The sequence below is a fragment of the Allobosea sp. 05T439 genome (assembly GCF_056396005.1).
Window position 1 is genome coordinate 101226 of record NZ_JBFTKP010000013.1, and the last position, 25592, is coordinate 126817.

Here is a 25592-nt window from a genome sequence, read left to right on the forward strand (position 1 = left end):
GGGACGTGGCAAAACCCCAACCTGCCGGGAAGCGCCTGCTGGCGATCAATAACTATTTCTACCGCCGCGGCGGGGCCGAGGCGGTCTTCTTCGACCACATGACCATGTTCGAAAGGATCGGTTGGGATGTCGTCCCCTTTGCCATGCAGCATGAGGACAATGAACCCTCGCCATGGTCAGACTATTTCGTGTCGGAGATCGAATATGGTCGCCAGACGAGCCCGTTGCGAAAGGTCGTCCAAGCAGCAAGCATCATCTACTCCGTCGAAGCGCAACGGAATATCGCGCGACTGATCGAGCAGGCGCGCCCCTCGGTCGCCCACGCCCATAACGTCTACCACCACCTCTCCCCGGCGATCTTCTCCACCTTGAAGTCAGCTGGCATTCCGGTGGTGATGACGGCGCATGACCTGAAGCTCGCCTGTCCGTCCTACAAGATGCTGCGCGATGGAAAAATCTGCGAGGATTGCCGCGGCGGCCACATCTACAATGTCCTGCGCCATCGCTGCATCAAGGGATCCGTGCCGTACAGCACCCTGGTCCTGGCGGAAACTCTGGTGCATCGCTCGCTCGGCCTTTACCGGGACAAGCTCGACCGCATCGTCGTTCCCAGCCGCTTCTATCTGGAGAAGCTGGTCGAATGGGGCTGGCCCCGCGAGCAGCTGGAATACATACCGAATTTCGTCGATGTCGAGCGTTACAGCAGCGACTGGGAGGAGGGCGATTATTTCGTCTTCGCCGGCCGCCTCGCGCCCGAGAAAGGGCTGGCGACCTTGATCAAGGCCGTCGCTCTCTCGAAGCAGCGGCTCATCGTGGCCGGCACTGGGCCCGATGAAGCGGCCCTTCGCCAGTGCGCCGATGAAACCGGCGCGGACGTGAGCTTCGTGGGGCACTTGTCAGGGCAGGACCTGCACCGCCTGATCGGACAATCCCGAGCGCTGGTGCTGCCCTCCGAATGGTATGAGAACGCCCCGATCAGCATCCTGGAAGCCTATGCGCTGGGACGTCCCGTGCTGGGTGCCGCCATCGGCGGCATCCCGGAGATGATCCGGGAGAAAGAAACCGGAATGCTGGTGACCTCGGGAGACGCGCAGGATCTCGCGCAGAAACTGGGAGATCTGGCCGCGCTCCCGGCGGCCGAGCGCGCGAGGATGGGAGCGGCGGGGCGCAAATGGATCGCAGCCGACTTCTCCGCCGCCGCCTTTCGCGACCGGACGCTGAACCTCTATGCCGCGCTCGGGGCCGCCTGAAAGGCGACGAGGCAAAAAGCGATGTAAAGGTTAATAATTGGAAAACACGCCGCGCGCCGGGCTGTCTATTGCGGATGGCAGCCCGCATTCTATAAAATTCATCGAAATCAGGTAGAGGGATTTTCCAGAACACCGGATTCCACTCTCTACCTTCCCAAGAGGAATCTCTCCGAGGTCCGGCGCCGAGCTGAAAGCGCAACGGTCTTCGGCATTGTCGTTCAAGACCGGCCGGGCAGCAATCGGCGGAGGCGTCATTGACCAGTCTTCCTCTTGAGGTGCCTCCCGCACAGCCGGTGGCTATGGCAAGTCAGGATATTCCACGGCGTGTCATTTTCCTCGGACTCCGCGGCATCCCCAATGTTCAGGGCGGCGTAGAGAAACATGTCGAGATGCTGGCCGGCGAGATGGCCGCATGCGGCTGGAACGTCGAAGTCATCGGCCGGCACCGTTACCTGCCGTCTCCGCCTTCTCCCGCGAACGGTATCCGTGTCTTCTCGCTCTGGGCCCCCCGCAAGATGGCGCTGGAGGCCATCGTCCATACCTTCCTGGGCGTCTGTTTCGCGGCGGTGCGCCGGCCGGACATCCTGCACATTCATGCGGTTGGCCCGGCATTGATGGTGCCTCTCGCCCGTCTCCTGGGCATGAAGGTGGTCGTGACCCATCACGGCTATGATTACGACCGGCAGAAATGGGGCGGCGTTGCCCGGCGCGCCCTAAGACTTGGCGAGTATCTCGGCATGCGCCTGTCCCATGGCCGGATCGCGGTCTCGCGCGAGGTCGCCCAGACCATGAGCTCCCGCTACGATACGCCGGTCAGCTTCGTGCCGAATGGTGTGGCCATCTCCCGGGGCGCGCATCGGACTGGCGTCCTGGCGGAGTTTGGCCTGCAGCCCAAGCGTTATGTCCTGCTTGCCGCCCGCCTCGTTCCGGAGAAGCGGCAAACGGACCTCATCGAAGCATTTGCGCGGAGCGGGCGCTCCGACCTTCGCCTGGTCCTGGCGGGTGGAGCGGAGTTTGAAACCGCCTATTCCCTGCAGGTCAGGGAGATGGCCCAGGCCGTGCCCGGCGTCGTCTTGACTGGTTTCCAGTCCGGCGACAGGCTTGCCGAACTCTTCGCCAATGCCGCGCTCTTCGTCCTGCCGTCGAGCCATGAGGGGATGCCGATCGCGCTCCTGGAGGCCATGGCGTCCGGCCTCCCGGTGCTCGCCAGCAATATCGCCGCGAACCGGGAACTTGGCCTGCCTCCGGAGGATTACTTTCCGCTTGGCGATGTCGATGCGCTCGCCGCGGCGATAATGGCAAAGATCGCCAATCCGATCAGCGAGGAGCAGGCCCGCTCCCAGATCAAGCGGGTGGAGCTGGCCTATAGCTGGCCGAACGTCGCCCAGAAGACGCTGGAGGTCTATCGGGCGCTGCTGGCGAAATAGGCGGGCTTCCATTGTGAGCGAGAGCGCGCGATAGAGCGCCAGCAGCTCGCCGCCCCACAGCCAGAGATCGACGGACCATGACATTCAGGATAGTTCTACGCGCCCTGGCATGGTTCACGCTCGCCTTCATCGCTTACGCAACCTTGTCCGCGATCGAGCTGCGTCCGAGAATCGGCGATGCCGTTCATCTCGAACGGTTCGGCGCATTCGGCCTCCTAGGTTTCCTCTTCGCCACCGCATATCCCCGGCGAATTGGGATCATACTCCTGCTGACCATCGGGATCGCAATAGGGTTGGAGCTCTTCCAGATGCTGTCACCCGACAGGCACGCGCGGCTGGGAGATGCCCTGGTCAAGATCGCCGGAGGTGTGAGCGGCGTCGCGGCGAGTTGGCTGTCTGCCCGCCTGCTGCCGCGGCTCACAACCTACCTGGATCGTGAGCGGCTCAGGGGGTAGGCGTCTCGCTGCATCCGCGGCAGCGTCGGCCAGCATGCTATCATTGTTGTGAGGAGGGTGATGCTCTCGATGATACAACTGATTGCAGCCTATTCGGACGCAGTGATCCTGATCATTTGCGGATTGTCCACTGCGGTACTGGGAGTATTGCTCGCCTCCATTGCCCGTCGCCTATGGTTTGCCCGGCCTCGGGACGCTGCCGACGAGCCCAACAAGCTCGCCGAGGTCGTTCATGGCAGTCTGCTGGCGTTCTCGGTTTTCGTGCTCGCCCTGATGCTTGCGGATGTCCGTGTAAATCTGGCGCGGGCTGATGACGCGGTTTCGCGTGAGGGCTCCTATATCGCGCGCCTCGATCGGGATCTGGCGAGTCTCGACGGGAGCGAGCCCGAGGCGGCGCGGAAGGCGCTGCGAGACTATGTCGGTGCCGTGACCCGCGATGAGTGGCATTCCCTCTCGACCGAGGATGCCGGGCTTTCTGCGACCGCTGATCGTGCGCTCGCTGCGTTGGTCCTGCAGGTGCGCAAGGTTGCGGCGGAGTATCGGGATTCGGCCTCCTCGCTGCGCGGATTGCTGGACAGGCTGGAGGAATATCGCCAGGGGCGGCTCGAAACGGCGACCAAGAGCGTGCCGGGGATTTTCTGGTGGATGATCCTGATCTTTCTGCTCGGCGCGATGCTGATGAACGGCCGCTTTTACCTGAACCCTGCCGCTCTTGCCCTGATCGCGGCGCATATGGGCGCAATCGGCATGGTGCTCGGCCTCATCATCATCATGGACGAACCGTTCAGAGGCGAAACGAGCATTTCATCGGCGCGGGTGAGCCAGGCCATCAAGAGCCCGCAATAGGCGAGGCGCTCCCAGGCGGAGCTGGACGCGCGTCTCGCAAGGCAGGCACGCCATTCCCCCAGGTACAGATCGACTGGCGTCTCCAGCTGTGGTGCATTGCGCCGGGGCTCAAAGGGAGGAGCGCGTCATGGCTACCTACGTCGTCCTCGCGAACTTCACCGATCAAGGCATCCGTAACGTCAATGACAGCGTCAAACGCCTGGAAGCATTCCGGGAGATGGCGAAATCCAAGGGGATCACCGTCAAGGACGCCTATTACACGCTCGGCAAGTATGACGTCCTCGTCACCGTGGATGCTCCCGACGAGATGAGCGCCACTGCGCTCAGTCTTGCCGTTGCCAAGCTCGGTAACATCCGCAACCAGACGATGCGGGCTTTCACCCCGGCCGAGATGACCACGATCCTCGGCAAGGTCTAAGGAGGCCGGAGCGCGGCGCGTCGTCAGGTCGCGCTGCGCTTCCGTTTCAGGGGAATCCTTCGCTTCTTTCGCGTGGTTTCCCCTGGCGGGGGCGGCTTGCCCGCACTCTCGTCATGGGGTGCGACAGCGCTGGCCACGCCCTCCAGCTCGCGCAGCAAGGCCTGCAGAGTCGCGAGTTTCTCGTCGCCAAAGCGGCTGGTGATGTCGCGGTAGATCGCTTCCGAGACCGGCGTCACCGTTTCGATCAAACTGGCGCCGGCCGGGCTGATCGAGATGATGGCGCGACGCAGATCACGCTGATCGGCCCCTCGCGTGATGAGGTGTCTGGCCTCGAGGTCGACGAGGATCCGCGACAGGCTCGGCGCGAGCAGGAACGTTGCGCGCGCGAGATCGGTCACCTCCAGGCTGGGCACCGAGTTCAGCGCCCGCAGCACCCGCCATTGCTGCTCCGTGATTTCATATTGCCGCAGCGACGGCCGAAAGCAGCGCATGACCGCTTCGCGCGCCCGCAGCAGGGACATCGGCAGGGATTTCGAGAAATGGCGAAGATGGACACGCGTCCCACCTTGCGAGGACTCATCGGGGGGTGGAGCGGGGCTTCTCAAACGTGGTCCCTTCCGGGGCGGTGCGCAGGATCAGAGCAATGCCACCATTCTAGCGGTTCGCGCCGGTAATCGCTTGCTCAAATTAATTTAACACGTTAATTTAATTTCGAACACGAGGCGGGTGCGCGGATGCCGCATATCATCGTCGAATATTCAGCCAATCTTGAGCCGGCGCTGTCGCTCCGCCGGCTGGTCGACGAATTGCACCATACAGCGCTCGCAACCGGGGTTTTCCCCATTGGCGGCCTGCGGACGCGGGCCGAACGCCGCGATATCTTCGCGATCGCCGATGGCGATCCGACCCACGGTTTTGTTGCCGTTCTGGCTCGGATCGGGGAGGGTCGGGATGCCGCGACGCGCCGGCGGGTCGCCGAAGCGCTGATGGCGACGCTCGAAGCGCAAACCGCCGACCTGTTCAGCAAGATCGGGCTCGGTCTCACAGTCGAGGTCCAGGAGATCGACGGGACGGCCTCGCTCAAGACCAACAATCTGCATGAACGCCTCGCACGCAAGGGAGGCCTCGCATGAACCGGGCCATCGATCCGAAATTCGCCAGCAATCTGATCGGGGCCGAGCGCGCCATGGCGCGCTTCCTCACCGGCGGGGTCGTTCCGCATGTCATTGCCGGAGAGCGCGTGCTCTCCGCCACGAGCGCCACCTTCGAAACGCTCGATCCGGCCACCAATGAGCATCAATGCACCATCGCCTCCGGTGGTGCAGCGGAGATCGACCGTGCGGCCCGCGCCGCCGAGGCGGCCTTCAAGGTCTGGCGCGATGTTCCAGGCGCGACGCGTCGCAAGATCCTGCATGCGATAGCGGATGCGATCGAGGCGCGAGCCGAGGAGATCGCCTTCGTCGAGAGTTGCGATACTGGCCAACCGATCCGCTATATGGCCAAGGCTGCGCTGCGCGGCGCCGAGAATTTTCGCTTCTACGCCGATCGTGCCACCGAGGCGGGCAACGGGCTTTCGCTGCCCGATACCGACCATATCAACTACACCATCCGCCAACCGATCGGCCCCGTCGGCGTGATCACGCCGTGGAACACGCCTTTCATGCTGTCGACCTGGAAGATCGCGCCGGCACTCGCCGCCGGCTGCACCGTCGTCCATAAGCCGGCCGAGTGGTCACCGCTCTCCGCGGTCATCCTGACCGAGATCATGGATGAGGTGATCCGCGCCCACGGATTGCCCGCGGGCGTCGTCAATCTGGTGCACGGGCTCGGCGAAGAGGCTGGCAAGGCCCTGACCGAGCATCCCGCGATCCGGGCAATCGCCTTCGTCGGCGAGACCACGACCGGCTCGCACATCATGGCGCAAGGCGCAAAGACGCTGAAACGCGTGCATTTCGAACTCGGCGGCAAGAACCCGGTGATCGTTTTCGACGATGCCGACCTGGACCGCGCCCTCGATGCCGTGCTGTTCATGATCTACTCGCTGAATGGCGAACGCTGCACGTCGTCCTCGCGCGCGCTGGTCCAGCGCTCGATCTATGACAGCTTCAGCGAAAGAGTCGTCGAGCGTGTCCGGCGTATCAAAGTCGGCCACCCGCTCGATCCGGCAACGGAGATCGGGCCGTTGATCCACCCGCGTCATGCCGAAAAGGTCCTGTCCTACCCTGCGCTCGCGCGAGAGGGCGGGGCACGCGTCGCCTGCGGCGGCGGGCGGGCGATGGAGGGGGCCGGCAATTATGTCGAGCCGACGCTCTATGTCGACGCTGCAGCTGGAATGCGGATCGCCCAGGAGGAGATCTTTGGTCCTGTCCTGACCATGATTCCCTTCGAGGATGAGGCCGATGCGGTTCGGGTCGCCAACGATGTCCGCTACGGGCTCGCCGGCTATCTCTGGACCCGTGATATCGGCCGCGCGCACCGTGTCGCTCGCGATCTCGAAGCCGGCATGATCTGGGTGAACTCCGAGAATGTGCGGCATTTGCCGACCCCGTTCGGAGGCATCAAGAGTTCCGGCATCGGCCGTGACGGCGGCGACTATTCCTTCGATTTCTACATGGAGACGAAGAACATCGCGGTCGCCTATGACAGCCACAAGGTCCCAAAGCTCGGGCTCGGAGGCTGACCGGTAACGGGAAGGATCGAAGCGGGAACGGCGGCCGTGGTCGCAGCCGTGCMACCGGCTTCACAGCATCAAGCCCTCGAAAAGCAGGCCGGCAGCAGGAATAAGATACCAAGGAGGAAGCTCTATGCCTGTCCCGCAGCCGGTATTGAATCCGCCCTTTCAGGTGGTGCGGCTCAATCACGTCGTCCTGTCCGTGTGCGATCTGGCGGCTTCGCGAGCCTTCTGGTCCGATACGCTTGGGCTGCTAGTGACGGACGAGAGCGAGAGCCGAGTCTACATGCGTGCGATGGAAGAACGTGGACACCATTGCATCGTCTTGGAGAAGGGTGAAAGCCCGGTCGCAAAGGTACTCGGTTTCAAGGTTTTCTCGGAAGAGGATCTGGACAAGGCACATCATTTCTTTCGGGCGAACGGCCTGCCGGCCCGGTTTGTCGAGGCGCCGTTCCAGGGCCGCACGCTCAGGACTGTCGACCCGCTCGGCGTCCCGCTGGAGTTCTATTTCAGCATGGACAAGCTTCCGTCGGTTCACCAGAAATACGCGCTCTACAAGGGCGTGAAGCCGCTCCGGATCGACCATTTCAACTGCTTCTCCGACAATGTCGACGCGTCCGTCGCGTTCTATAACGCGATCGGATTCCGAACGACCGAATACACGGTGAACGAGGATGGCAGCCGGCTCTGGGCGGCCTGGATGCACCGCAAGGGTGGCGTTCACGACATGGCCTTCACCCATGGGGTTGGGCCGCGCCTCCACCATGTTGCCTTCTGGGTGCCGACGCCGCTCAACATCATCGACCTGCTCGATCTGATGGCGACCACCGGCTACGTCACCAATATCGAGCGCGGCCCCGGACGGCACGGCATCTCAAATGCCTTCTTCCTCTATATCCGCGACCCCGACGGTCATCGGATCGAGATCTATTGCTCGGACTACCAGACGGTCGACCCCGACCACGAACCGATCCGTTGGGATCTGCGCGATCCGCAGCGCCAGACGCTCTGGGGCGCGCCAGCTCCGCGCTCCTGGTTCGAGGAGGGCACGCTCTTCGCTGAGACGCCGGTGCGTCAGCCCTCCTTCCAGGCGTCCCCGATCATCGCTGCGTGAGTTAACGGGGCGCAGGGGCGGGGACTCCACTCAAGGTGACGGCCCGTTGGGCGGATCTGCAGGACAAGGTGAGGCGGATATGGTGAGAGCGACTGGCGGCGAGGGACTTGTGTCCGGGCTGATCGATCATGGCATCGATACGGTCTTCGGTCTTCCCGGGGCACAGATCTACGGCCTGTTCGACGCGCTCGAGCGGAACAAGGACAGGATCGCAACCATCGGAGCGCGTCACGAGCAGGCCTGCGGTTACATGGCCTTCGGCTACGCAAGGGCCACCGGACGGCCCTCGGTCTGCACCGTCGTGCCCGGCCCCGGCATCCTCAACGCCGGGGCGGCCCTGTTGACGGCCTTTGGTGGCAACGAGCCGGTGCTCTGCCTGACGGGGCAGGTGCCAACCCCCTTCCTCGATCGTGGTCGCGGGCATCTGCACGAGATGCCGGACCAGCTTGCGACCCTGCGCGGCTTCACCAAATGGGCCGAGCGCGTCGAGCACCCGGCGTTGGCGCCGACAGCGGTGTCTCGGGCCTTCCAGGCGATGCTCTYGGGACGGCGCGGTCCGGCCGCGCTGGAAATGCCCTGGAACGTCTTCACGCAGCCGGGGGAAGTGCCGGTCACCTCCGTGCTCGATCCCTCGCCACCGCCACCCATCGACGCTGACGCCATTGACCGCGCCGCAAGACTGATCTCGGCGGCGAAGGCGCCGATGATCTTCGTCGGCAGCGGCGCGTTCGATGCCGCGGATGACATCCTGCAACTGGCCGAACTGATCGATGCGCCGGTCGTCGCCTTCCGCAGCGGTCGTGRCATCCTGTCGAATGACCATGAACTCGGCCTCACCATGGCTGCGGCCTATGAGCTCTGGCCCCAGACCGACCTGCTGATCGGCATCGGTACGCGCCTGGAACTGCCGGGCTGGCGCTGGTCACATACGCCGCCGAACCTGAAATCGGTTCGCATCGATATCGATCCGGTCGAGATGCGCCGCTCCATTCCCGATGTCGCGATCCTGGCCGATGCCCGTGCGGCCACGGCTGCGCTCGCCAAGGCAGCCGGGCGGCTGCCGCAGAGCCGCCCCGGCCGCCGCGCGGTGATCACGGAGGCGACCGCGGCGGCTGAAGCCAAGATCCAGGCGATCCAACCGCAAATGGCCTATTTGCAGGTCCTGCGCGAGGTGTTGCCGAGGGACGGCATCGTCACCGACGAACTCTCCCAAGTCGGCTTTGCCTCCTGGTACGGCTTCAAGGTCTATGAGCCCAGGACCTATCTGTCCTCCGGCTATCAGGGCACGCTCGGCTCAGGCTTCCCGACCGCGCTTGGCGCGAAAGTGGCGTGGCCGGATCGGCCCGTGGTCGCGATCACCGGGGATGGCGGTTTCCTGTTTGCAGTCCAGGAACTGGCGACGGCCGTGCAATACGGCATCGGCGTCGTTACGCTGGTCTTCAACAACAGCTCCTACGGCAATGTCCGGCGCGACCAGCTGACGGGCTTCGAGGGCCGGCTGATCGGCTCGGACCTCGTCAACCCGGACTTCGTCCAGCTCGGCCGGTCCTTCGGGGTCGAGGCAGTGCGGGTCGACACGCCCGAAACCTTCCGCCCTGTGCTGGAGAAGGCGCTGGCCGATAATCGTCCCGCGTTGATCGAGATCACCATTCCGCGCGGCACTGAGGCAAGCCCGTGGCCGTTCATCCATCCGGCACCACCGGCAGCGCGCTAGCGAGCCTGCAGGTACGAGCCAATGCGCACCCCCCACATTTCTCGGGCGGAGCTTCCGCGATCTTAACGCTTACCGTGCGACAGGCTCGCCCATGGCTTTGCGGCGAAGGCTGCGATGGGAGGAGCCTCGATCATGAGCTGGTTCAGATTTGGCCTGGGGATGACGGCTGCGGCCTCGCTCACGGTGGCCGGGTTGATGATGGTTACGCCGGTGGCGTCTGAGCCACGGACATCCCCGCTCGAAGATTGTGCTGCCTGCCATGGCGCGGACGGCATCGCCCGCGACACCGAAGTGCCGCATCTGGCAGGGCAGAACGAGCGCTATCTGTTCAACCAGATGATGGCCTTTCGCAACGGCAAGCGGGCTCACAAGGAAATGCGCTACATGGCGCGGCACATGTCGGTGAACGAGATTGCGGCAATCGCGGCGTATTATGCAGCCCTGCCGACGCGTTAGCGGAACATATGCGCCGGTTTTCGGTTATAATCAGGTTGGGTCAGACTCTTTCATGACCCGGACGTAGCGCGGGGCTGCCATGAAACAACCGATCGTAATTCACACCGACGAGGATTATGAGCAAGCTCAGCTGCGTGTTGCGGAGCTTCAGGCTGCCTCCGATACCAGCACCAAGGAACAGGAACTGCATGCGCTCGCCGAGGCGATGCTCGCCTGGGAATTGCGGCGCGAAACCGCCGAGGATTGACGCCAGGACAGGCGCCGAGACAGGCGCTAAGGACTAGACAGGCGCGAAGACATCGGTCCGACAAGTCGATTGCGGCTTTCGGAAGAGCGGGTGCAAAGGCAGCAGGCGAGGCCGTTGGGCCGGCCGATATCCGGTCCGCTGACGGTCAGGCGCCTTGCAAGAGGTCTTCCAGCGCCTTGCTGAGCAGCGGCGTCGCCGCTCCATGGACTTCATATTGCCGGCTTGAGCGGTCGCTGACGAGTTCAGGCATCATCAACCCGTGCATTGTTCCCTCGGCCCTAAACAACCCGTCGAAATGCGCCCATAGCTGCGCATTGGCGACGAACGGGCCGGTTACGATGATCCGGGTGGGAAACAGCAGGCGGCTCGCATTGGCGAGTGCGCGCGCCAGCAAACGCGCAGCCGTGTCGATCTCGGGCAGGCTGGTCAGGTCGCAACGCGCCAGTTGTCGGTAGAGGCGGTTCTCGTCCTCCGCGAGATCGGGCCAGCGCCGGCGCAGTTCCGGCAGGAGCGACCAGAGCGCCGCGCCCGTTTCCAGGCAGGCGGTGTTGCCGCAGCCGCAACGGCGGCCGTCGAGCGCGGCGAAGCGCCAGTGCCCGACTTCTCCGAAGGAGCCGCCGGGCGGCGCGAGCGAGCGTCCGCCGATGGCGTAGCCCAGTCCGATGCCCCAGCCCCAGTGCAGCAGGAGCGCGCCATCCGAGAACTGCTCCGAATCCTGCGCCATGCGCGCGCGCAATTCGGCGTCAAGATTGCGACAGACCACAACGGGGCCAACCGCTTCCCCGAGCGCAATACCGACATCGAGGCCGCGCAGGTTGGGCCAGCGCGACGACATCAGCCATTGCTTGCGCCTGAGATCGAGCAAGCCCGAGAGCGACACGGCGGTGCCGGCATGCTCCATGCCGCGCGGCATCGCGGCGAGCAGATCCGCGCCAAGCCCGGCCATCACGCCTGCGACAACCCTGTTATCTGCGTCCGAGGCAATCTCGACGACCCGTTCTTCAAGCAACTGGCCGTCGAGATCGACCAGAGCGCCGACCAGCGATTGGCTCGCGACATAGATGACGGAAGCACCGACGCGGCGTGGATTGGCAATGAGAATTCCGGCCGGACGGCCGCGGCCGGCTTTCTGCCCCGCGGTTTCCAGCAGCAGACGGCGTTCCACCAGATCGCCGACGAGGCGCGATGTCGTGGTCGAGCGTAGCCCGAGCGCAGCGCCGATCTCAGGCCGGGAATGGGCCTGGCCGCGTGCAACAAGCGTGAAGGCGCGGGCGCGGTCGCTGCCGTGCCCGTCGGAGAACAGCATCTGGTCGATGGCTGGTAGTGTCATGGGCATCCATATTTTAGAACCTGATGGTTCTGAAATTGAGATTGCATTTTACAGAGGCGCTCATAAGCTCGATCTGAGAATTTTGAAACAATTTGCTCTGTCCGGGTTCAGAAATAGCATGATCGATATCAACATCGTCGCCGACAAGGAGACCCTCGGCGTCCAGGCTGCGGCCCGTGGTGCTGCGGCCATTCGCGAAGCACAGGCGCGGCACGGTCATGCGACGATCATCGTCGCGACCGGGGCCAGCCAGTTCGAGATGCTGAACCATCTCGTCATTGCCGAGGGCATCGACTGGTCGAAGGTCACTGCCTTCCATCTCGACGAGTATGTCGGCCTCGGCCAGGAGCACCCGGCGAGCTTCCGTCGCTATCTGCAGGAGCGCTTCGTCGCCCCGCTGGGTGGCAAGGTCGAGTTCATCCCGGTCGATGGCGAGGGCGATGCCGAGCAGGAGGCGCGCCGGCTCGGCGAACTAATCGCGGGACTACGCATCGATGTCTGCTTCGCCGGCTTCGGCGAGAATTGCCATCTTGCCTTCAACGACCCCCCGGCCGATTTCGAGACGGACGAGCCCTACATCGTGGTCAAGCTCGATGGCGCCTGCCGCCAGCAGCAGTTCGGCGAAGGCTGGTTCCCGAGCCTCGAAGCGGTGCCGGAGCGCGCCATCTCGATGAGTGTCCGCCAGATCCTGAAGAGCGAGTTGATCGTCCTTTCGGTGCCCGACGAGCGCAAGGCGAAGGCGACGCGCGATGCGCTGGAAGGTCCGGTGAGCCCGCTCTACCCCGCCTCGATCCTTCAGACCCACAAGAACACGGTGCTGTTCCTCGACCCGCCGGCTGCCTCCCTGCTCAAGCGGGGCTGATGGTGGGACAGGGTGCGATCATGCTGACGGCCGGCCTCGTCGATCTCCAGGTCAACGGCTTTGCGGCCGTCGACTTCAATTCAGGCGCGGTGACGGCGGCCGAGATCGACCGGGCGCTCGAGGCGATGCTTCGGACGGGCGTGACCATTTGCCTGCCGACGGTGATCACCGCCCATCCGCATGAACTGGAAGAGCGCCTGCGCGCGCTCGATGCCGCGATCTCGGCGAGCCGCCTCGGCCCGCTGATGTGCCCGGGCTACCATCTCGAGGGGCCCTTCCTGAATCCGGCTGACGGCTATTCCGGCTGCCACCCGGCCGCCGCGATGACCGCAGCCGATCCCACCCTGGTCGATCGCCTGGAAGCAGGGCTCGACCGTCCGATCCTGATGGTGACGGTCGCTCCCGAGGTCGAGGCCGTGCCGGCCCTGATCGCGGCGCTGCATGGCCAGGGCAGGATCGTCGCTCTCGGCCATACCGCTGCTGATTTCGATCAGGTCGCTTCCTCCGCCGCGGCGGGCGCGACCCTGTCCACCCATCTCGGCAACGGCATGCCGCAGGTCACGCATAAACTCGCCAATGCGATCTTCGCGCAGCTTGCCGAGGACGGGCTTTGGGCAAGTTTCATTGCCGACGGCATCCATGTTCACCCCAAGGCACTGAAATCGCTGTTGCGTGCCAAGGGACTTAACCGTTCGATCCTTGTGACCGATGCGGTTTCGGCCGCAGCGGCGAAGCCCGGCAACTATCCCTTCGCCGGCATGAGCGTGGAGCGGAAGGCCGACGGTTCCGTGCGCCAGCCGGGAAGCGTCTCGCTCGCCGGCTCGGCGCTCTGCCTCGATCAGGGGGTGCGCAATGTCGTGGCCTGGGGCCTGGCGACGCCGGAGGAGGCGGTCGCGATGGCCTCGAGCCATCCGCTGGCGGTGCTCGAGCCCGCCTTGCGGGCGAGGGGGCTGGAGCTGCCACTAAGCGAGGTCGAGTGGTCCGCTGATCTCGCCGTGCAGCGCGTGCGCATCGGGCCCGAGGAACGCCGCTACGACGCGGTCAAGATGTAGACAACCCAACGATCAGCCTAACCAAAGAGGGAGAGACCATGAGCAAGGATTTCAAGGGAATTGACCGCCGMACCGTGCTGGGCGGCCTGGCCGCGATGGCGACGGGAGCACCGGCGGCCTTTGCGGCTTCGCCGCCGCTGCCGACCTCGCCGGTCGGCATCAACATCATCGATGTCGGCGGTGCGCTGGCCTTGATGCAGAAGGCGTTCGAGGACTATCGCGCGGCCAATCCGAAGCTGGTCTCGCGCATCACCTTCGTGAAGGCGCCGGCGCCGGAACTCGCCAGCAAGATCAAGGCGCAGCAGGAGGCCGGCCGCGCCGATCTCGATCTCGTGCTGACCGGCAGCGACGGCCTCGCAGCGGGCCTCGAACAGAAGCTCTGGCTCAAGATCCTGCCCGACTTCGCCGACAAGTTCCCGAATATCGAGGAGAACTACGAGCCGGCCGCGCTCAATCTGCACCGTGCCCAGGGCGACGGCTTTGGCGTCGTGGTCAACTACTACCCCTCCGGCCCGCTGCTCGAATACGCGCCGGAGCGCGTCAAGAACGTGCCGACCACGGCCGACGAGCTGCTCGCCTGGGCCAAGGCCAATCCCGGCAAGTTCATGTATGCGCGCCCGACCAATTCCGGCCCGGGCCGTACGTTCATGATGGGCCTGCCCTATATCCTCGGCGACAAGGACCCGCAGGATCCGGTCGGCGGCTGGGACAAGACCTGGGCCTATCTGCAGGAGCTTGGCCAGTACATCGACTATTATCCGGCTGGCACCGGCGCGACGATGAAGGAGTTCGGCGAGGGCTCGCGCGACATCATCATCTCGACCACCGGTTGGGACATCAATCCGCGCGCGCTCGGCATCGTGCCGAAATCCGCGATGATCGGCACGTTGAAGGGCTTCCACTGGGTTTCGGACGCCTTCTTCATGTGCGTGCCGAAGGGCGTCCCGAACGATCGCCTCGCCGTGGTGCTCGATCTGATGGCCTATGTGCTGACGCCGAAGGCTCAGGCCTATGCCTATGACGAGGGCTATCTCTATCCGGGCCCGGCGGTGAAGAACGTGCCGCTGTCGCTGGCACCGGAGAGCAGCCAGAAGGTGATCGCCGAATTCGGCCGGCCGGAATATGCCGACCTGATCGCGAAGAATCCGATCGAGCTGCCCTTGAAGCCCGACAAGATGGTCGTGGCCTTCCGCAAATGGGACGAGATGGTCGGCGCCAAGCGCGCCCGCTGAGCAGGCCAGTCGAACGCGACTGTCCAGCACACGACAAGAACATCCCGGGCGCCTGCAGGGCGGCCCGGGATGCCATGATGACCGGATAGGATTTTAGAGGCGACGCCTCAACGCCTCGCGGCCGCGAGGATGCTGTCGACGAGCCGCTGCGATGCCAGCGCCTCGTTGCCCGTCACGACGGGCTCGCGCCCGGTCGTGACCGCATCCAGGAAATCGGCGATCACCGCACGGTGCGCATCATGGGGGAAATCCATGATATTGGCGCCGCTGCCCGTGCTGCCCTCCGCCTCCACGATCTCCTTGCGGCCGTCGAGGAAGGAGAGGCTAAGCGTGCCGCCAATCAATGTCGCGAAGCCCTGGGTCCCGATGATCTCGATGCGCTCGGGATGGCCGGGATAGGCGGCGGTCGTCGTCATCAGCGTGCCCGGTGCGCCATTGCCGAGCTCAAGCAGCGCCGAGGCGAAATCCTCGGTCTCCATGCGGTGCAGCTTCGTGGTCCGCGCCTGCGCCGCGACCACTTGGGACACACCCACCAAAGAGCGGAACAGGTCGAGCGAGTGGATCGCCTGGGTCAGGAGCACGCCGCCACCGTCACGCGCCAGCGTGCCGCGGCCGGGCTCGTCGTAATAGGCCTGCGGACGCCACCACGGCACGCTCAGGAAAGCGGCCTCCACGGTTCCGAGTTCGCCGGCGGCCAGTGCAGCCTTGAGGCGCAGGCTCGCAGGCCGGAATCGGTGCTGCAGCACGACCCCGAAGACTTTGCCGGCACGGCGCGCGGCTTCGACCAGCGCCTCGCCGCGCGCGACCGTCAACTCCAGCGGCTTCTCGACCAGCACATGCTTGCCATTCTCGAAGCAGCGCGCGGACACGTCGAGATGACTGCTCGGCGGCGTCAGCACAATGACGGCCTCGACCGCTTGATCAGCCAGCACGGCATCGAGATCGGTCGTCACCGGAAAGGCGAACTGCTTGCGGTAGGCCCCGGCTCGCTCTGCCGAGCGACTGACCGCCCAGCGTACATCGACCCTCTCTGCGAGGTCGATCAGGCTGCGGGAATGCGGCAGGGAAGCTGGCCCGAGGCCGACGATGGCAATGCCGATCTTGCGGGTCACGAAGCAGTCCTTTCGCTCGCGCGGGCGGGCAGCCGCACGGCCTTCGCCTGCGCTTCCAGCGCCAGCCGGCAGACCGTGAAGGCGTGTTGCTGAGACATCGCGCTCTCGGTCCTGCCGGCGATATCCGCCACAAGATTGCGGAAGTAGGTCAGCGGCTCACGGGAGGCATCGATATGACGGGTGCCGTTCCCATCGACCAGGAAGAGATGGTCGGTGCCCGGCCGGCCTGCGATATCGACATATTTGCGCAGTTCGATCGTGCCTGCCGTTCCGAGGATGGTCAGCCGCCCGTCACCCCACGTCGGAAGCCCGTCAGCGGTGAACCAGTCGACGCGGATATAGGCGCCGGCTTGCGGGCTGCGCAGCAGGATCTCGCCGAAATCCTCGAAATCCGGCAGCTCAGCGCTGCCGAAATGGCCCGTTCCCGACGCCACGATCTCCGCATCGCGCGAACCGGTGAAGTGCAGGAACTGGTCGATCTGGTGCGAGGCGATATCGGTGAGGATGCCGCCGAAAGCGCTCTGGTCGAAGAACCATGACGGCCGGATCGCGCGGTTAAGTCGATGCGGGCCGACACCCAGGGTCTGTACCACACGCCCGATCGCGCCGTCGGCGATGAGCTTGCCGGCGATGATCGTCGAAGGCACCAGGAAGCGCTCGGAAAAGCAGATCGAGAAGATCCGCCCCGTTCGGGCGACCGTCGCCTCGACATCGGCAAGCTGCGCGAACCTGGTCACGCCCGGCTTGTCGACCATGACGTCCTTGCCGGCCTGCATGGCCCGGATCGCAATCGCGGCGCGCTCCGAGGGAATCGCTGCGCTGGCGACCAGATCGATCGAGGGATCGTCGATCAGCCGGTCGGCATCCATGGCCTGGAGCTGCGGAAAGCGCTCGCGGAAGCCGGCAACGACGCGCTCGTCGCTGGTGCGCGGATCGAAGCCGGCGCAGACAGCGCCGGCTTCGAGGAGACCTTCGACCATGTTGTAGATATGGCGGTGGTCGAGGCCGATGGCGGCAAAGCGCATGCTATTGGGGTGCTCCGTGGCCAACGCCGATCTCCTGGTCCCAGCGCCGGAAGGCGGCGACGAGCCGTTCCGGAGTCAGAGGCGGGCGGGTCGGCAGCTTGGCGATCAGCTCGTCATAATGGGCGCGCCCGAATTCCTTGATGACGTCGCGGCTTTCCTGCGGCGCCATGGCGAGCGTCACGCCCTTCACGGCCGGGCCGGGATAGAAATAGCCCTTGTCATAAGTCGCGGCCTGCGGCTCGGGCTTCAGCATGAACGACATCAGCGCCAGGATGACGGCGACCTTGGCCTCCGGCACGCCCTTGGGAATGCACATGAACTGGGTGTCGGGAATCCAGTGAGTGTTTTCCAGCGCGAAGACCTCGGCCTCTTTCGGCACGATGCCGAGCACGCGGGGGTTGATGTCCCAGCCGAGCGTCGAGACGATGACGTCGCGCGTGCCTTCGCCGAGTTCCTTCATCGTCGCGGCCGTGCCGCCGGGATAGTAGTCGATGCCGGTGCCGAGCTCCTTGAGATAGGCCCAGGTCTTGTCCCAGCCGTTCATCGGATCGCTCGGATCCTTGTCGCCGAGGATGTAGGGCATGCCCTGGAGGAAGGTCCAGCCAGGCCCGGAATTCAGCGGGCGGGCATAGGTGAAGCGCTTGGGATTGGCCTTCACATAGGCCAGCAGGTCGGCAGCCGTCCTGGGCACGGTCTTCAGCCGGGCCGGGATGTATTCGAAAAGCGGCCCCGACGGGGAATAGACGACGGCGACACCTTCGTTCTGACCGAAGTTGCGCTGCATCATCAGCGCCTGCTCATGATAGACGTCTTCAGCCTTCGGCAGTTGCGACGGATAGGACTTCCAGACGTCGATCCACAGTCCCTGCTGGATGCCGTCGGACATCGCGCCCGGCCCGGTCAGCACGAGGTCGAGATCGACCCGGTTGGCCTGCTGCTGCGCCTTGAGCTTCGCCGGCAGCTCCGGCGAGGGCGCCCGCGAGAAATTCACCCGCGAGATCAGCTTTGGGTTTTCCTTGGCGAAGCGTTCGATCGAAGCCTGGGTCAGCTGCAGGTTGCCGGCGACGTCGATGATGTTCAGCGCAACCGGGCTGGAAGGCAGGGGCAGGCCCTGGGCGAAGGCGCCTGTCGCCTGGAGAGCGGCAAGGCTGGCTGCTCCATGCAGCACGCCGCGGCGTGTGATTTCGGTCATGGTCTCTCCCTCGATAGGCCTGCTATCCGCGCAACCAGACCGGACGCGCGCCGAGGCCTTGACATGTATACTAGTACACCAATTCCGGGCCGACTAGTTGAGGGAGCTTGACCTTAAGGAGGGGGACGGCTTCGCGGAGAGCATGACGGCGCGCGCCGCCAGGCCCTCAGGGCTTGGCAGCCTGCAAGCCGATGGCCTGAGAGCCAACGGATCGTCTGKCGGTGATGTGGACGGGGGTTGGCAGCGGCCGTGTCAGGGCGCGGCAATCACCACGCGAAGGAGGGCACGACGTAACCGGGCATCCATCCGGCCGTTGCAAAGAGCCTGGCGCAGCTCGCATGGTCGACCGTATCCGGTGTCGGCCAACCCAGATCCTGCCGATGAATGCCGCCGGCAATGAAGGCGACATCGATTCCGGCACCGGTTGCGCCGGCGACGTCATGCTCAAGCGAGTCGCCGACCGCGAGCACACGCCGCGGAGCCAGGCCGAGCCGCTGCAGGCTGCTGCGATAGATGCGCGGTTCGGGTTTGCCGTGATAGCGAACCCGCCCGCCAAGCCCGGCATAGCACCGGGCGACAAGTCCGGGCGCCTCATGCAGCGTGCCGTCGGCATGAACGCGGTAGAGATCGGGATTGCCGCAGATCATCGGCAGATCGCGGGCCACTGCAGCCTCGAGCGCCGGGCGCCAGCCGGCCAGCGATTGCTGCGGCGGGTTCATGCTCAGCATGAACAGGAAGTCGGCGGCCTCGGTGCTCTCGACCCTGGTCAGGCCCAGACCCTCGATCAGGTGGTCCTCGCCGTCGCGCGCAAACAGGAAGCAGCGGCGGCCGAGGTCGCGATAGAACGGATCCTGCTCGGTCAGCAGCGCGTCGCGGGCGTCGTCTCCGGCCGAAACGACATGGTCGAACAGCTCGCGGGCAAAGCCCATCCGGGCGAGTAGCTCCTCGTTTTCCCGAGCCCCACGGCCGGAATTGGAGAGGATGATGATCGCCTTTCCCGCCGAGCGCAGCCTCTGCAGGCAGTCGACTGCGCCGGGATAGGGGGTCGTGCCGTCATGCAGCACCCCCCACTGGTCGAGCAGGAAGCCGTCATAGCTCTGGGCGACCTCGGCGAGGCCGGAGAGATGGCTGACGGCGGCTCCGGTTTCAGGTGATACGTGAACGGACATAGGCGGAAAGCGCCTCGCTGATGATGATGATCGCCAGGATGGCAATGAGGATGACCAGGACCTGGCTCCAGGCGAACTGGTTGATCGAGGCGTAGAGCAGAAGCCCGATGCCGCCGGCGCCGACAAAGCCGAGCACGCTCGACTCCCGCACATTGATGTCCCAGCGATAGATCGATGTGCCGATCAGAACGGGCAGGATCTGGGGCAGGATGGCGATGCCGTAGATCTGGAAGGTGCCGGCGCCGGTGGCCTCCACCGCCTCGATCTGGCCGGCCTCGACCTCCTCGATCGCTTCGGCGACGAGCTTGGCGATGAAGCCGACCGAGCGGGCTGCGACCGCGCAGATGCCGGCAACCGGGCCGGGGCCGAAGATGGCGACGAAGAGAAGCCCCCAGATCACCGTGTTGATCGAGCGCGACAGCACGAGGATTGCGCGCCCGAGAAGCCAGGTTCCCTGGTTCAGCGTGGTGTTGCGTGCGGCCAGGAACGCGACCGGCAGCGCGAGCACGATCGAGATCATCGTGCCGAGCGTCGCGATATGGATCGTCTCGATCAGCGGACGCACGACAACCGGCAGATAGGACCAGCGCGGTGGCCACATCCGCTGGATCAGGTCGGCCGCCTGTTCATGCGCATCGGCAAAGAAGGCCCATTCGATGTCGAGTGCCGAAACCGACCAGACGGCTGCGAATGCGCCGCCGAGGAGCCAGAGCCACTGCGTCAGCCGCTCGCGCGGCGTATGGCGTTCCCACTGGTCGGGATAGATGCGCTTGGGCTGAGCCCCGCCATCCCGGCGCTGGTTTGCATTCGCCTTCACCTGAGCCTCCGCCGGGCCCAGTCGCTGAACCACTCGCCGAGCGCAACGAGCGCCGCGATGGTGAGCAGGATGGCGCTCGAGAAATCGAAATCGTAGCGGGAGAACGAGGCCGAGAGCGTCTGGCCGATGCCGCCGGCGCCGACGATGCCGATGACGGTGGAATGGCGCAGATTGGCGTCGAGCCGATAGATCAGCACGCCGAGCGATTTGACCATGACCTGCGGCACCACGGCGTAGCCGACGACCTGGCCAAAACTCGCGCCGGTGGCACGGATGGCCTCGACCGGGCCTTCCTTCATGTTCTCGATGTCCTCGGCCAGCATCTTGCCGAGGAAGATCGCCGAGGAGAAGGCGAGCGTAAGCAGCCCTGCGACGGGGCCGAAGCCGAACAGCTTCACGAAGAAGATCGCGATGATGACCTCATGGAAGGTCCGCCCGATCACGATGAAGCCGCGCGCCAGAAAATAGAGCGGGCGCGGCGAGAGATTGGCAGCGGCAGCCAGCCCGATCGGGATTGCGAGCAGGGCGCCGACGATCGTCGAGGCGATCGCGATCTGGATGCTCTCCACCATGCCCGAGAGCAGCATCTCCCAGCGCGAAAAATCCGGCGGGAACATGCGCGCGAAGATATCGAGCGCGCGCGGCAGGCCGGCGAGGATGCGGTTGCCGTCGATATTGAGGTCGGACACCGACCAGATCACATAGGCAACGACGGCGGCCCAGAAGATGAATCGGCGCCGGCGGCTGCCGAACAGGCTCGGCGGCCGCCATGTGGTCGGATAGGCGGGGGAGGCGGTGGCGCTCATGAGGCGGAACTAAGCGCCGGCGCGGGTTCGTCGTCGCCCTCACCGGGCAGGATCCAGTCCTCGTCGCCATAGATGACCGAGAGAACCTCGTCCGTCAGTTCGGCCGGCCCGTCGTCGAAGACGACGACGCCGTCGCGCAGGCCGATGATGCGGTCGGAATAGGCCTTTGCCAGCGCGACGTCGTGGATATTGATGATCGCTGGCGTTTGCCGTTCGGAGACCAGTTCGCGCACCAGCCGCATGATCTGGCGGGCGGTTTTCGGGTCCAGGCTGGCCGTTGGCTCGTCGAGCAGCAGCAGATCGGGCCGTTGCATCAGTGCGCGTGCAATGCCGACGCGCTGCCGCTGCCCGCCCGACAGGGCGTCGGCGCGCTGATTGTGGTAGCCGTCGAGCCCGACGCGGTCGAGAAGCGCGAAGGCCGACTGGATATCCTCCGGCGGAAAGCGGTAGCGCAGCGAAGCGAACAGGCCGACATAGCCGAGCCGGCCCGAGAGCACGTTCTGCATCACGGTCAGCCGCTCGACCAGATTGTACTCCTGGAAGATCATGCCGATCCGCCGCCGCGCGGCTCGCAGCCCCTTGCGATCGAGAGCCACAATATCCCCGCCATTGAGCAGGATGCGCCCGGCCGTCGGCTCGACCAGCCTGTTGATACAGCGGATCAGCGTGCTCTTGCCCGCGCCCGATGAGCCGATGATCGCGACGACCTGCGGACGGTCGATGGTGACATCGACGCCAGCCAGGGCGCGTTTGCCCGTCGGGTAGGTTTTTTCGAGCGCCTCGATCCGCAGCAGCGGCGTGCCGGAAGGGGTCGTCATCAATCCGGCTTCAGCTTGGAGAGGCCGTCCTGGGTATAGACGATGCCGGTATCCCGCTGGATCGTCCGGATATCGGCCCAGTCGGCCTTGTAACTCAACGCCTTGAAGCCCTTCTCGTCCTTGAACTCCTTGGCCAACTTGGAGTTCTTGAAGTCGAAGGTCGCGAATGCCTGCTTGATCTTGTCCTGCAGCTCGGGCGCGAGGTCATGCGAAATGCCGAAAGCGGTCCGCGGGAAGGGCGCCGATTCATAGACGATGCGCAGGTCGTCGGGCTTGAACATGCCGCGGGCTCTCATGCGGTCGACCACGCTCGATGCGACGGGAGCGGCGTCATAATCCTTGTTCACGACGCCCATGATCGAGTTGTCGTGCTTGCCGGAGTACAGCACCTCATAGTCCTTGCCCGGCTCGACCCCCTTGTCCTTGAACAAGACGCGCGGCGCGGTGTCGCCGGAATTTGAGGAGGGCGCGACATGGGCGACGCGTTTGCCCTTGAGATCGGCAATGCTCTTGATCGGACTGTCCTTCGGCACGATCAGCTGCAGCGTATAGCCGACGCCGCCGTCATGGCGCTCCATGGCAACGATCGGGACGAAGCCGGCAAGATTGACCGCGAACGGCGTGGGGCCGCTGGCGACGCCCGCGATATGCAGGCGGCCCGAGCGCATGGCCTCGATCTGGGCCGCATAGGATTCTGCCGAGAACCAGCGGATACGCTTGCCCGTGACCTTGCTGAGATGGGCCAGGAAATCGGAGAAGACGTTCTCGTACACGGCCGGGTCCTCGACCGGCGTGTAGGAGAAGACCAGCGTATCCGGGTTCTTCTGCTGCGCCTTGTCGCTCGGCGTATCCGCGAGAAGATCGTTATCCGCATCGCAATAACGCGCATCGAGCGTGCCGCGATTTGCGCAACTCTGTGCATGGGCGGGCGATGCCAGGGCGAGCCCCATGGCTACCGCGCCGAGCGCGGCCAGCGAAATCCGAACCATCCGTTCCCTCCAGATTCTCTGCCGCATCTTCTGGCGGCCTGAGCGGCCGGTGCGGTTGATCTGAAATGATCATAATGCGCGGGAACGATCATGCAATCATGATTTTGCCGGCTATCCTCTCAAATCGTGCATCATGCCACGACGCAGCGAACGCCAGCCGTGTCGAACAGGCGGCGCAGGGGCTTGGGCGGCTCGTTATCCGTCACCAGAGCATGGAAGGCCGAGAGCGGCGCGACGCGGGCAACGCCGGCCTTGCCGAACTTGGAAGCATCCGCGACCGCGATTCCATGGCGGGAATGGGCCAGCGCCACCTGCCGCACCGCGATCTTCTCCAGGTCGAAATCCATCGGCGCGCCGTCATCGTCGAAGCCGCCGAAGCCGATCACCGCATAATCGACCCTGAACATCTTGAGGCTTTCGGTGGTGACGCTGCCGACGAGCGAGCCGTTCGCGCCACGGACGCTGCCGCCCGTCACGAACACGTCGAACTTGCCGTGGGAGCAGAAGATCATCGCGACGGAGACGCTGCAGGTGATGATCCGCAGAGTCATCTTGCTCAAAAGCGCCCGCGCGACGGCTTCGACCGTCGTTCCGACATCGAGATAGACCGATGCGCCGTCGGGAATCATCTCCGCCACCGCTCTGCCGATCCGCTCCTTGCCGGCGGGAGCCGTCGTCAGCTTCTGCGCGTAGCCGGGGCGGAACGTGCCGTCCGTCAGGCCGGCACCGCCGTGGAAGCGGTGCAGGTAATTGGCCTGCTGCAGCTTGATGATGTCGCGCCGGATCGTCTGGCTCGACACTTCGAATTCCCTTGCGAGCCCGTCGATCGTGACGAACCCGAGCTCCTGGACCGCCGCAAGCACGCTGCGCTGGCGGCGCGTCAGGGCAGCGGGTTTCGGGGAGGCTGCGCCGCGCGCTGACATGTCGACCTCTTGCACCTGGACGAAGAGAGCCGGGCGCGGGAGCGCCGCGCGCGGCCTGTTCGCGATTGTGGAAGATATCTTACATTTCTGCCAGCTCTATTGCGGGCGATGTCACCCTTCTCCGACATAGCGTCGGCGCAGATGCGCCTTGAACACTCCAGCGTCGAGCGGGCGGCCGGTGGCGCGGGTCAGCAACTCGTCCGTCTCGTAGAGCGAGCCCTGGCTGTGGATGTTGGTCCGCAACCAGTCGAGGAGCGGGGAGAAATCGCCGCGCCCGATGGCGGGCAGGATCTCCGGCTGGGTCCGGCAGGCTGCGTCGAAGATCTGCGCGGCCGTCATCGCACCGAGCGTATAGGTCGGGAAATAGCCCCAGCCGCCGCTCGGCCAGTGCACGTCCTGCAAGCAGCCGAGACGGTCGTCCGGCGGCGTGATGCCGAGCAGCTGCCGCATCTGCTCGTTCCAGGCCGAGGGCAGCTCCGAGAGCGGCATGGCGTCCGCAATCAGGGCCTGCTCCAGTCGATAGCGCAGGATGACATGGGCGGGATAGGTGACCTCGTCGGCATCGACGCGAATGAAGCCGGGCTGGACCCGCGTCGCATTGCGCCACAGGGCCCCGGCGTCCCAGGCCGCACCGCTCGCGCCAAAGGCCTCGCGCATCAGCGGTGCCGCGAAGCTCATGAATTCATGGCTCCGGCAGGCCTGCATCTCGATCAGCAGCGACTGGCTCTCGTGCAGGCTCATGCCGCGCGCATGGCTGACCGGCTGGCTCAACCAGGCTTGCGGGCGGCCCTGCTCGTAGAGGGCATGACCGGTCTCGTGCAACACGCCCATCAGGGCCTTGGTGAAGTCGGCCTCGTCATAGCGGGTGGTGATACGCACATCATTGTCGGCACCCCCGCAGAAGGGATGTGTCGAGATGTCGAGCCGGCCACGCTCGAAATCATAGCCGAGCGCCGCCATCATCTTCAGGCCGAGCCGGCGCTGCGCCTCGATCGGAAAGGGCCCTTCCAGACTCGGGGCGGCAGGCCGCCTGGCCTGCGCTGCCAGCGCCTCCTGCGTGAACCCCGGCAGGAAGGCCGCGAGATCGTCGAACAGCCCGTCGATCCGCTGCGCGCGGCCGCCGGGCTCGTAATCATTCAGCAGCGCATCATAGGGCGAGAGCCCGAGCCGCTCGCCCTTGGCCCGCCCGATCTCGCGCTGAAGCTTGAGCACCTCGGCCAGAAAGGGCAGCAGGCCGGCAAAATCCGAATCGGCCCGGGCCTGGCGCCAGCGCATCTCACAGGCCGAAACTGCCTTGCTCGATGCTTCGACCAGATCGCTGGGCAACGCGGTCTCGACCGTCCAGCTGCGCCGGATCTCGCGCAGATTCGCCCGCTCCCAGGCGCCAAGCGTCGTATCGGCCTCGGCTTCTGATAGCCAGTCGCCGATACGCAGCTCGGTCACCATGCCGTGGCGCAGCACATGCAGCAACGCCATGCTCTCGGCCCGCGTATCGGCCGCTCCCTTTGGCATCATCGCGTCATTGTCCCATTGCAGGATGCCAATGGCATTGGACAGGGCGGCGACGCGGCTGAAATGGGCGGAAATCTCGGCATAGGCAGTCATGGCGGAAACTCGCAATCCGGTAGCCGTAGGGCAGGGCGCAAAGTGGTGCGTCATTCCCAGGG

At 64.9% G+C, this 25592-nt stretch carries 26 protein-coding genes; 14 read left to right on the forward strand and 12 right to left on the reverse strand.

The window, feature by feature from the left end:
- The first annotated feature begins 5 nt into the window (after nucleotides 1-5).
- The 5 genes from AC1DIO_RS17015 (at nucleotide 6) to AC1DIO_RS17035 (ending at nucleotide 4396) form a co-directional block, all read left to right on the forward strand.
- Nucleotides 6-1250, forward strand: coding sequence for a glycosyltransferase family 4 protein (locus tag AC1DIO_RS17015; RefSeq protein ID WP_441507066.1), 1245 nt, complete (start codon nucleotides 6-8; stop codon nucleotides 1248-1250).
- Between the two features lie 299 nt (nucleotides 1251-1549).
- Nucleotides 1550-2677: a glycosyltransferase family 4 protein gene (locus AC1DIO_RS17020; RefSeq protein ID WP_441491070.1), complete on the forward strand. Its 1128-nt coding sequence runs from the start codon at nucleotides 1550-1552 to the stop codon at nucleotides 2675-2677.
- A gap of 77 nt (nucleotides 2678-2754) precedes the next feature.
- Entirely contained in the window at nucleotides 2755-3132 is a 378-nt protein-coding gene (locus tag AC1DIO_RS17025) for a VanZ family protein (protein ID WP_441490887.1), read from the forward strand.
- Between the two features lie 69 nt (nucleotides 3133-3201).
- The gene (locus AC1DIO_RS17030) at nucleotides 3202-3978 is read left to right on the forward strand and encodes a bestrophin-like domain (protein ID WP_441490886.1); all 777 of its coding nucleotides are present in this window, start codon (nucleotides 3202-3204) and stop codon (nucleotides 3976-3978) included.
- 127 nt (nucleotides 3979-4105) lie between these two features.
- Nucleotides 4106-4396, forward strand: a complete 291-nt coding sequence (locus AC1DIO_RS17035; RefSeq protein ID WP_069881005.1) for a GYD domain-containing protein — start codon at nucleotides 4106-4108, stop codon at nucleotides 4394-4396.
- A gap of 23 nt (nucleotides 4397-4419) precedes the next feature.
- On the opposite strand, the gene hpaR is transcribed toward AC1DIO_RS17035, so the two are convergent.
- Nucleotides 4420-4917 carry a homoprotocatechuate degradation operon regulator HpaR gene (gene hpaR / locus AC1DIO_RS17040; RefSeq protein ID WP_441507067.1) on the reverse strand — a complete coding sequence of 166 codons (498 nt, stop codon included), beginning with the start codon at nucleotides 4915-4917 and terminating at the stop codon, nucleotides 4420-4422.
- 213 nt (nucleotides 4918-5130) lie between these two features.
- Here hpaR and AC1DIO_RS17045 point away from each other — a divergent pair, with 213 nt between their 5' ends.
- The 6 genes from AC1DIO_RS17045 (at nucleotide 5131) to AC1DIO_RS17070 (ending at nucleotide 10598) form a co-directional block, all read left to right on the forward strand.
- A complete protein-coding gene (locus AC1DIO_RS17045) occupies nucleotides 5131-5529 on the forward strand; it encodes a 5-carboxymethyl-2-hydroxymuconate Delta-isomerase (protein WP_441490884.1) in 399 nt (132 codons plus the stop codon).
- Nucleotides 5526-7076: a 5-carboxymethyl-2-hydroxymuconate semialdehyde dehydrogenase gene (hpaE, locus tag AC1DIO_RS17050; RefSeq protein WP_441490883.1), complete on the forward strand. Its 1551-nt coding sequence runs from the start codon at nucleotides 5526-5528 to the stop codon at nucleotides 7074-7076. Before AC1DIO_RS17045 ends, hpaE begins: the two co-directional genes overlap by 4 nt.
- A 124-nt stretch (nucleotides 7077-7200) precedes the next feature.
- A complete protein-coding gene (gene hpaD / locus AC1DIO_RS17055) occupies nucleotides 7201-8181 on the forward strand; it encodes a 3,4-dihydroxyphenylacetate 2,3-dioxygenase (RefSeq protein ID WP_441507068.1) in 981 nt (326 codons plus the stop codon).
- Between the two features lie 79 nt (nucleotides 8182-8260).
- A complete protein-coding gene (locus AC1DIO_RS17060; protein WP_476853734.1) occupies nucleotides 8261-9895 on the forward strand; it encodes a thiamine pyrophosphate-dependent enzyme in 1635 nt (544 codons plus the stop codon).
- Between the two features lie 132 nt (nucleotides 9896-10027).
- Nucleotides 10028-10351: a c-type cytochrome gene (locus tag AC1DIO_RS17065; RefSeq protein WP_441507070.1), complete on the forward strand. Its 324-nt coding sequence runs from the start codon at nucleotides 10028-10030 to the stop codon at nucleotides 10349-10351.
- A gap of 79 nt (nucleotides 10352-10430) precedes the next feature.
- Nucleotides 10431-10598, forward strand: a complete 168-nt coding sequence (locus tag AC1DIO_RS17070; RefSeq protein ID WP_441490879.1) for a hypothetical protein — start codon at nucleotides 10431-10433, stop codon at nucleotides 10596-10598.
- 145 nt (nucleotides 10599-10743) lie between these two features.
- Here the strand turns inward: AC1DIO_RS17070 and AC1DIO_RS17075 are convergent, their stop codons facing one another.
- The gene (locus tag AC1DIO_RS17075; RefSeq protein ID WP_476769955.1) at nucleotides 10744-11928 is read right to left on the reverse strand and encodes an ROK family protein; all 1185 of its coding nucleotides are present in this window, start codon (nucleotides 11926-11928) and stop codon (nucleotides 10744-10746) included.
- Between the two features lie 118 nt (nucleotides 11929-12046).
- Here AC1DIO_RS17075 and AC1DIO_RS17080 point away from each other — a divergent pair, with 118 nt between their 5' ends.
- The 3 genes from AC1DIO_RS17080 to AC1DIO_RS17090 are packed head-to-tail and all read left to right on the forward strand — an operon-like array spanning nucleotide 12047 to nucleotide 15074.
- On the forward strand, nucleotides 12047-12790 hold the full coding sequence (locus AC1DIO_RS17080) for a glucosamine-6-phosphate deaminase (RefSeq protein ID WP_476776374.1): 744 nt from the start codon (nucleotides 12047-12049) through the stop codon (nucleotides 12788-12790).
- Nucleotides 12791-12810: 20 nt separating this feature from the next.
- A complete protein-coding gene (locus tag AC1DIO_RS17085; RefSeq protein ID WP_441507073.1) occupies nucleotides 12811-13842 on the forward strand; it encodes an N-acetylglucosamine-6-phosphate deacetylase in 1032 nt (343 codons plus the stop codon).
- Nucleotides 13843-13880: 38 nt separating this feature from the next.
- Nucleotides 13881-15074 carry an ABC transporter substrate-binding protein gene (locus AC1DIO_RS17090; RefSeq protein WP_441507074.1) on the forward strand — a complete coding sequence of 398 codons (1194 nt, stop codon included), beginning with the start codon at nucleotides 13881-13883 and terminating at the stop codon, nucleotides 15072-15074.
- A 107-nt stretch (nucleotides 15075-15181) separates the two neighbouring features.
- Here AC1DIO_RS17090 and AC1DIO_RS17095 read toward each other — a convergent pair whose 3' ends face one another.
- The 10 genes from AC1DIO_RS17095 to AC1DIO_RS17140 form a co-directional block, all read right to left on the reverse strand.
- Complete coding sequence (locus AC1DIO_RS17095) at nucleotides 15182-16186, reverse strand: Gfo/Idh/MocA family protein (RefSeq protein WP_476776375.1); 1005 nt, start codon at nucleotides 16184-16186, stop codon at nucleotides 15182-15184.
- Nucleotides 16183-17211 (reverse strand): Gfo/Idh/MocA family protein, encoded by a 1029-nt coding sequence (locus AC1DIO_RS17100; RefSeq protein ID WP_476776387.1) that lies wholly within the window; start codon nucleotides 17209-17211, stop codon nucleotides 16183-16185. The genes AC1DIO_RS17095 and AC1DIO_RS17100 overlap by 4 nt, the downstream gene beginning before the upstream one ends.
- A 1-nt stretch (nucleotide 17212) precedes the next feature.
- Nucleotides 17213-18403, reverse strand: a complete 1191-nt coding sequence (locus tag AC1DIO_RS17105; RefSeq protein ID WP_441507076.1) for an extracellular solute-binding protein — start codon at nucleotides 18401-18403, stop codon at nucleotides 17213-17215.
- 266 nt (nucleotides 18404-18669) lie between these two features.
- Entirely contained in the window at nucleotides 18670-19572 is a 903-nt protein-coding gene (locus AC1DIO_RS17110) for a TIGR01459 family HAD-type hydrolase (RefSeq protein ID WP_441490872.1), read from the reverse strand.
- Nucleotides 19550-20389: a phosphonate ABC transporter, permease protein PhnE gene (phnE, locus tag AC1DIO_RS17115; protein WP_244523542.1), complete on the reverse strand. Its 840-nt coding sequence runs from the start codon at nucleotides 20387-20389 to the stop codon at nucleotides 19550-19552. The genes AC1DIO_RS17110 and phnE (AC1DIO_RS17115) overlap by 23 nt, the downstream gene beginning before the upstream one ends.
- Complete coding sequence (phnE, locus tag AC1DIO_RS17120; protein WP_441490871.1) at nucleotides 20386-21195, reverse strand: phosphonate ABC transporter, permease protein PhnE; 810 nt, start codon at nucleotides 21193-21195, stop codon at nucleotides 20386-20388. Before phnE (AC1DIO_RS17120) ends, phnE (AC1DIO_RS17115) begins: the two co-directional genes overlap by 4 nt.
- Nucleotides 21192-21989, reverse strand: a complete 798-nt coding sequence (gene phnC, locus AC1DIO_RS17125; RefSeq protein WP_441507123.1) for a phosphonate ABC transporter ATP-binding protein — start codon at nucleotides 21987-21989, stop codon at nucleotides 21192-21194. Before phnC ends, phnE (AC1DIO_RS17120) begins: the two co-directional genes overlap by 4 nt.
- Before the next feature lie 23 nt (nucleotides 21990-22012).
- Nucleotides 22013-23002 (reverse strand): phosphate/phosphite/phosphonate ABC transporter substrate-binding protein, encoded by a 990-nt coding sequence (phnD, locus tag AC1DIO_RS17130; protein ID WP_441507078.1) that lies wholly within the window; start codon nucleotides 23000-23002, stop codon nucleotides 22013-22015.
- A 131-nt stretch (nucleotides 23003-23133) separates the two neighbouring features.
- Nucleotides 23134-23925, reverse strand: a complete 792-nt coding sequence (locus tag AC1DIO_RS17135) for a DeoR/GlpR family DNA-binding transcription regulator (RefSeq protein ID WP_069880992.1) — start codon at nucleotides 23923-23925, stop codon at nucleotides 23134-23136.
- A 111-nt stretch (nucleotides 23926-24036) separates the two neighbouring features.
- A complete protein-coding gene (locus AC1DIO_RS17140) occupies nucleotides 24037-25530 on the reverse strand; it encodes a carboxypeptidase M32 (RefSeq protein ID WP_476776376.1) in 1494 nt (497 codons plus the stop codon).
- Nucleotides 25531-25592 lie beyond the last annotated feature (62 nt).

Excerpts from the sequence above, each read along its gene's own strand:
- AC1DIO_RS17100 (WP_476776387.1), bottom strand. The coding sequence starts at position 17,211 with ATGCGCTTTGCCGCCATCGGCCTCGACCACCGCCATATCTACAACATG.
- AC1DIO_RS17140 (WP_476776376.1), bottom strand. The coding sequence starts at position 25,530 with ATGACTGCCTATGCCGAGATTTCCGCCCATTTCAGCCGCGTCGCCGCC.
- AC1DIO_RS17025 (WP_441490887.1), top strand. The coding sequence starts at position 2,755 with ATGACATTCAGGATAGTTCTACGCGCCCTGGCATGGTTCACGCTCGCC.
- AC1DIO_RS17070 (WP_441490879.1), top strand. The coding sequence starts at position 10,431 with ATGAAACAACCGATCGTAATTCACACCGACGAGGATTATGAGCAAGCT.
- phnD (WP_441507078.1), bottom strand. The coding sequence starts at position 23,002 with ATGGTTCGGATTTCGCTGGCCGCGCTCGGCGCGGTAGCCATGGGGCTC.
- AC1DIO_RS17020 (WP_441491070.1), top strand. The coding sequence starts at position 1,550 with ATGGCAAGTCAGGATATTCCACGGCGTGTCATTTTCCTCGGACTCCGC.
- AC1DIO_RS17080 (WP_476776374.1), top strand. The coding sequence starts at position 12,047 with ATGATCGATATCAACATCGTCGCCGACAAGGAGACCCTCGGCGTCCAG.
- AC1DIO_RS17085 (WP_441507073.1), top strand. The coding sequence starts at position 12,811 with ATGCTGACGGCCGGCCTCGTCGATCTCCAGGTCAACGGCTTTGCGGCC.
- hpaR (WP_441507067.1), bottom strand. The coding sequence starts at position 4,917 with ATGTCCCTGCTGCGGGCGCGCGAAGCGGTCATGCGCTGCTTTCGGCCG.
- AC1DIO_RS17045 (WP_441490884.1), top strand. The coding sequence starts at position 5,131 with ATGCCGCATATCATCGTCGAATATTCAGCCAATCTTGAGCCGGCGCTG.
- AC1DIO_RS17035 (WP_069881005.1), top strand. The coding sequence starts at position 4,106 with ATGGCTACCTACGTCGTCCTCGCGAACTTCACCGATCAAGGCATCCGT.
- phnE (WP_441490871.1), bottom strand. The coding sequence starts at position 21,195 with ATGAGCGCCACCGCCTCCCCCGCCTATCCGACCACATGGCGGCCGCCG.
- AC1DIO_RS17075 (WP_476769955.1), bottom strand. The coding sequence starts at position 11,928 with ATGACACTACCAGCCATCGACCAGATGCTGTTCTCCGACGGGCACGGC.
- AC1DIO_RS17030 (WP_441490886.1), top strand. The coding sequence starts at position 3,202 with ATGATACAACTGATTGCAGCCTATTCGGACGCAGTGATCCTGATCATT.
- AC1DIO_RS17065 (WP_441507070.1), top strand. The coding sequence starts at position 10,028 with ATGAGCTGGTTCAGATTTGGCCTGGGGATGACGGCTGCGGCCTCGCTC.
- hpaE (WP_441490883.1), top strand. The coding sequence starts at position 5,526 with ATGAACCGGGCCATCGATCCGAAATTCGCCAGCAATCTGATCGGGGCC.
- AC1DIO_RS17135 (WP_069880992.1), bottom strand. The coding sequence starts at position 23,925 with ATGTCAGCGCGCGGCGCAGCCTCCCCGAAACCCGCTGCCCTGACGCGC.
- hpaD (WP_441507068.1), top strand. The coding sequence starts at position 7,201 with ATGCCTGTCCCGCAGCCGGTATTGAATCCGCCCTTTCAGGTGGTGCGG.
- AC1DIO_RS17105 (WP_441507076.1), bottom strand. The coding sequence starts at position 18,403 with ATGACCGAAATCACACGCCGCGGCGTGCTGCATGGAGCAGCCAGCCTT.
- AC1DIO_RS17110 (WP_441490872.1), bottom strand. The coding sequence starts at position 19,572 with ATGTCCGTTCACGTATCACCTGAAACCGGAGCCGCCGTCAGCCATCTC.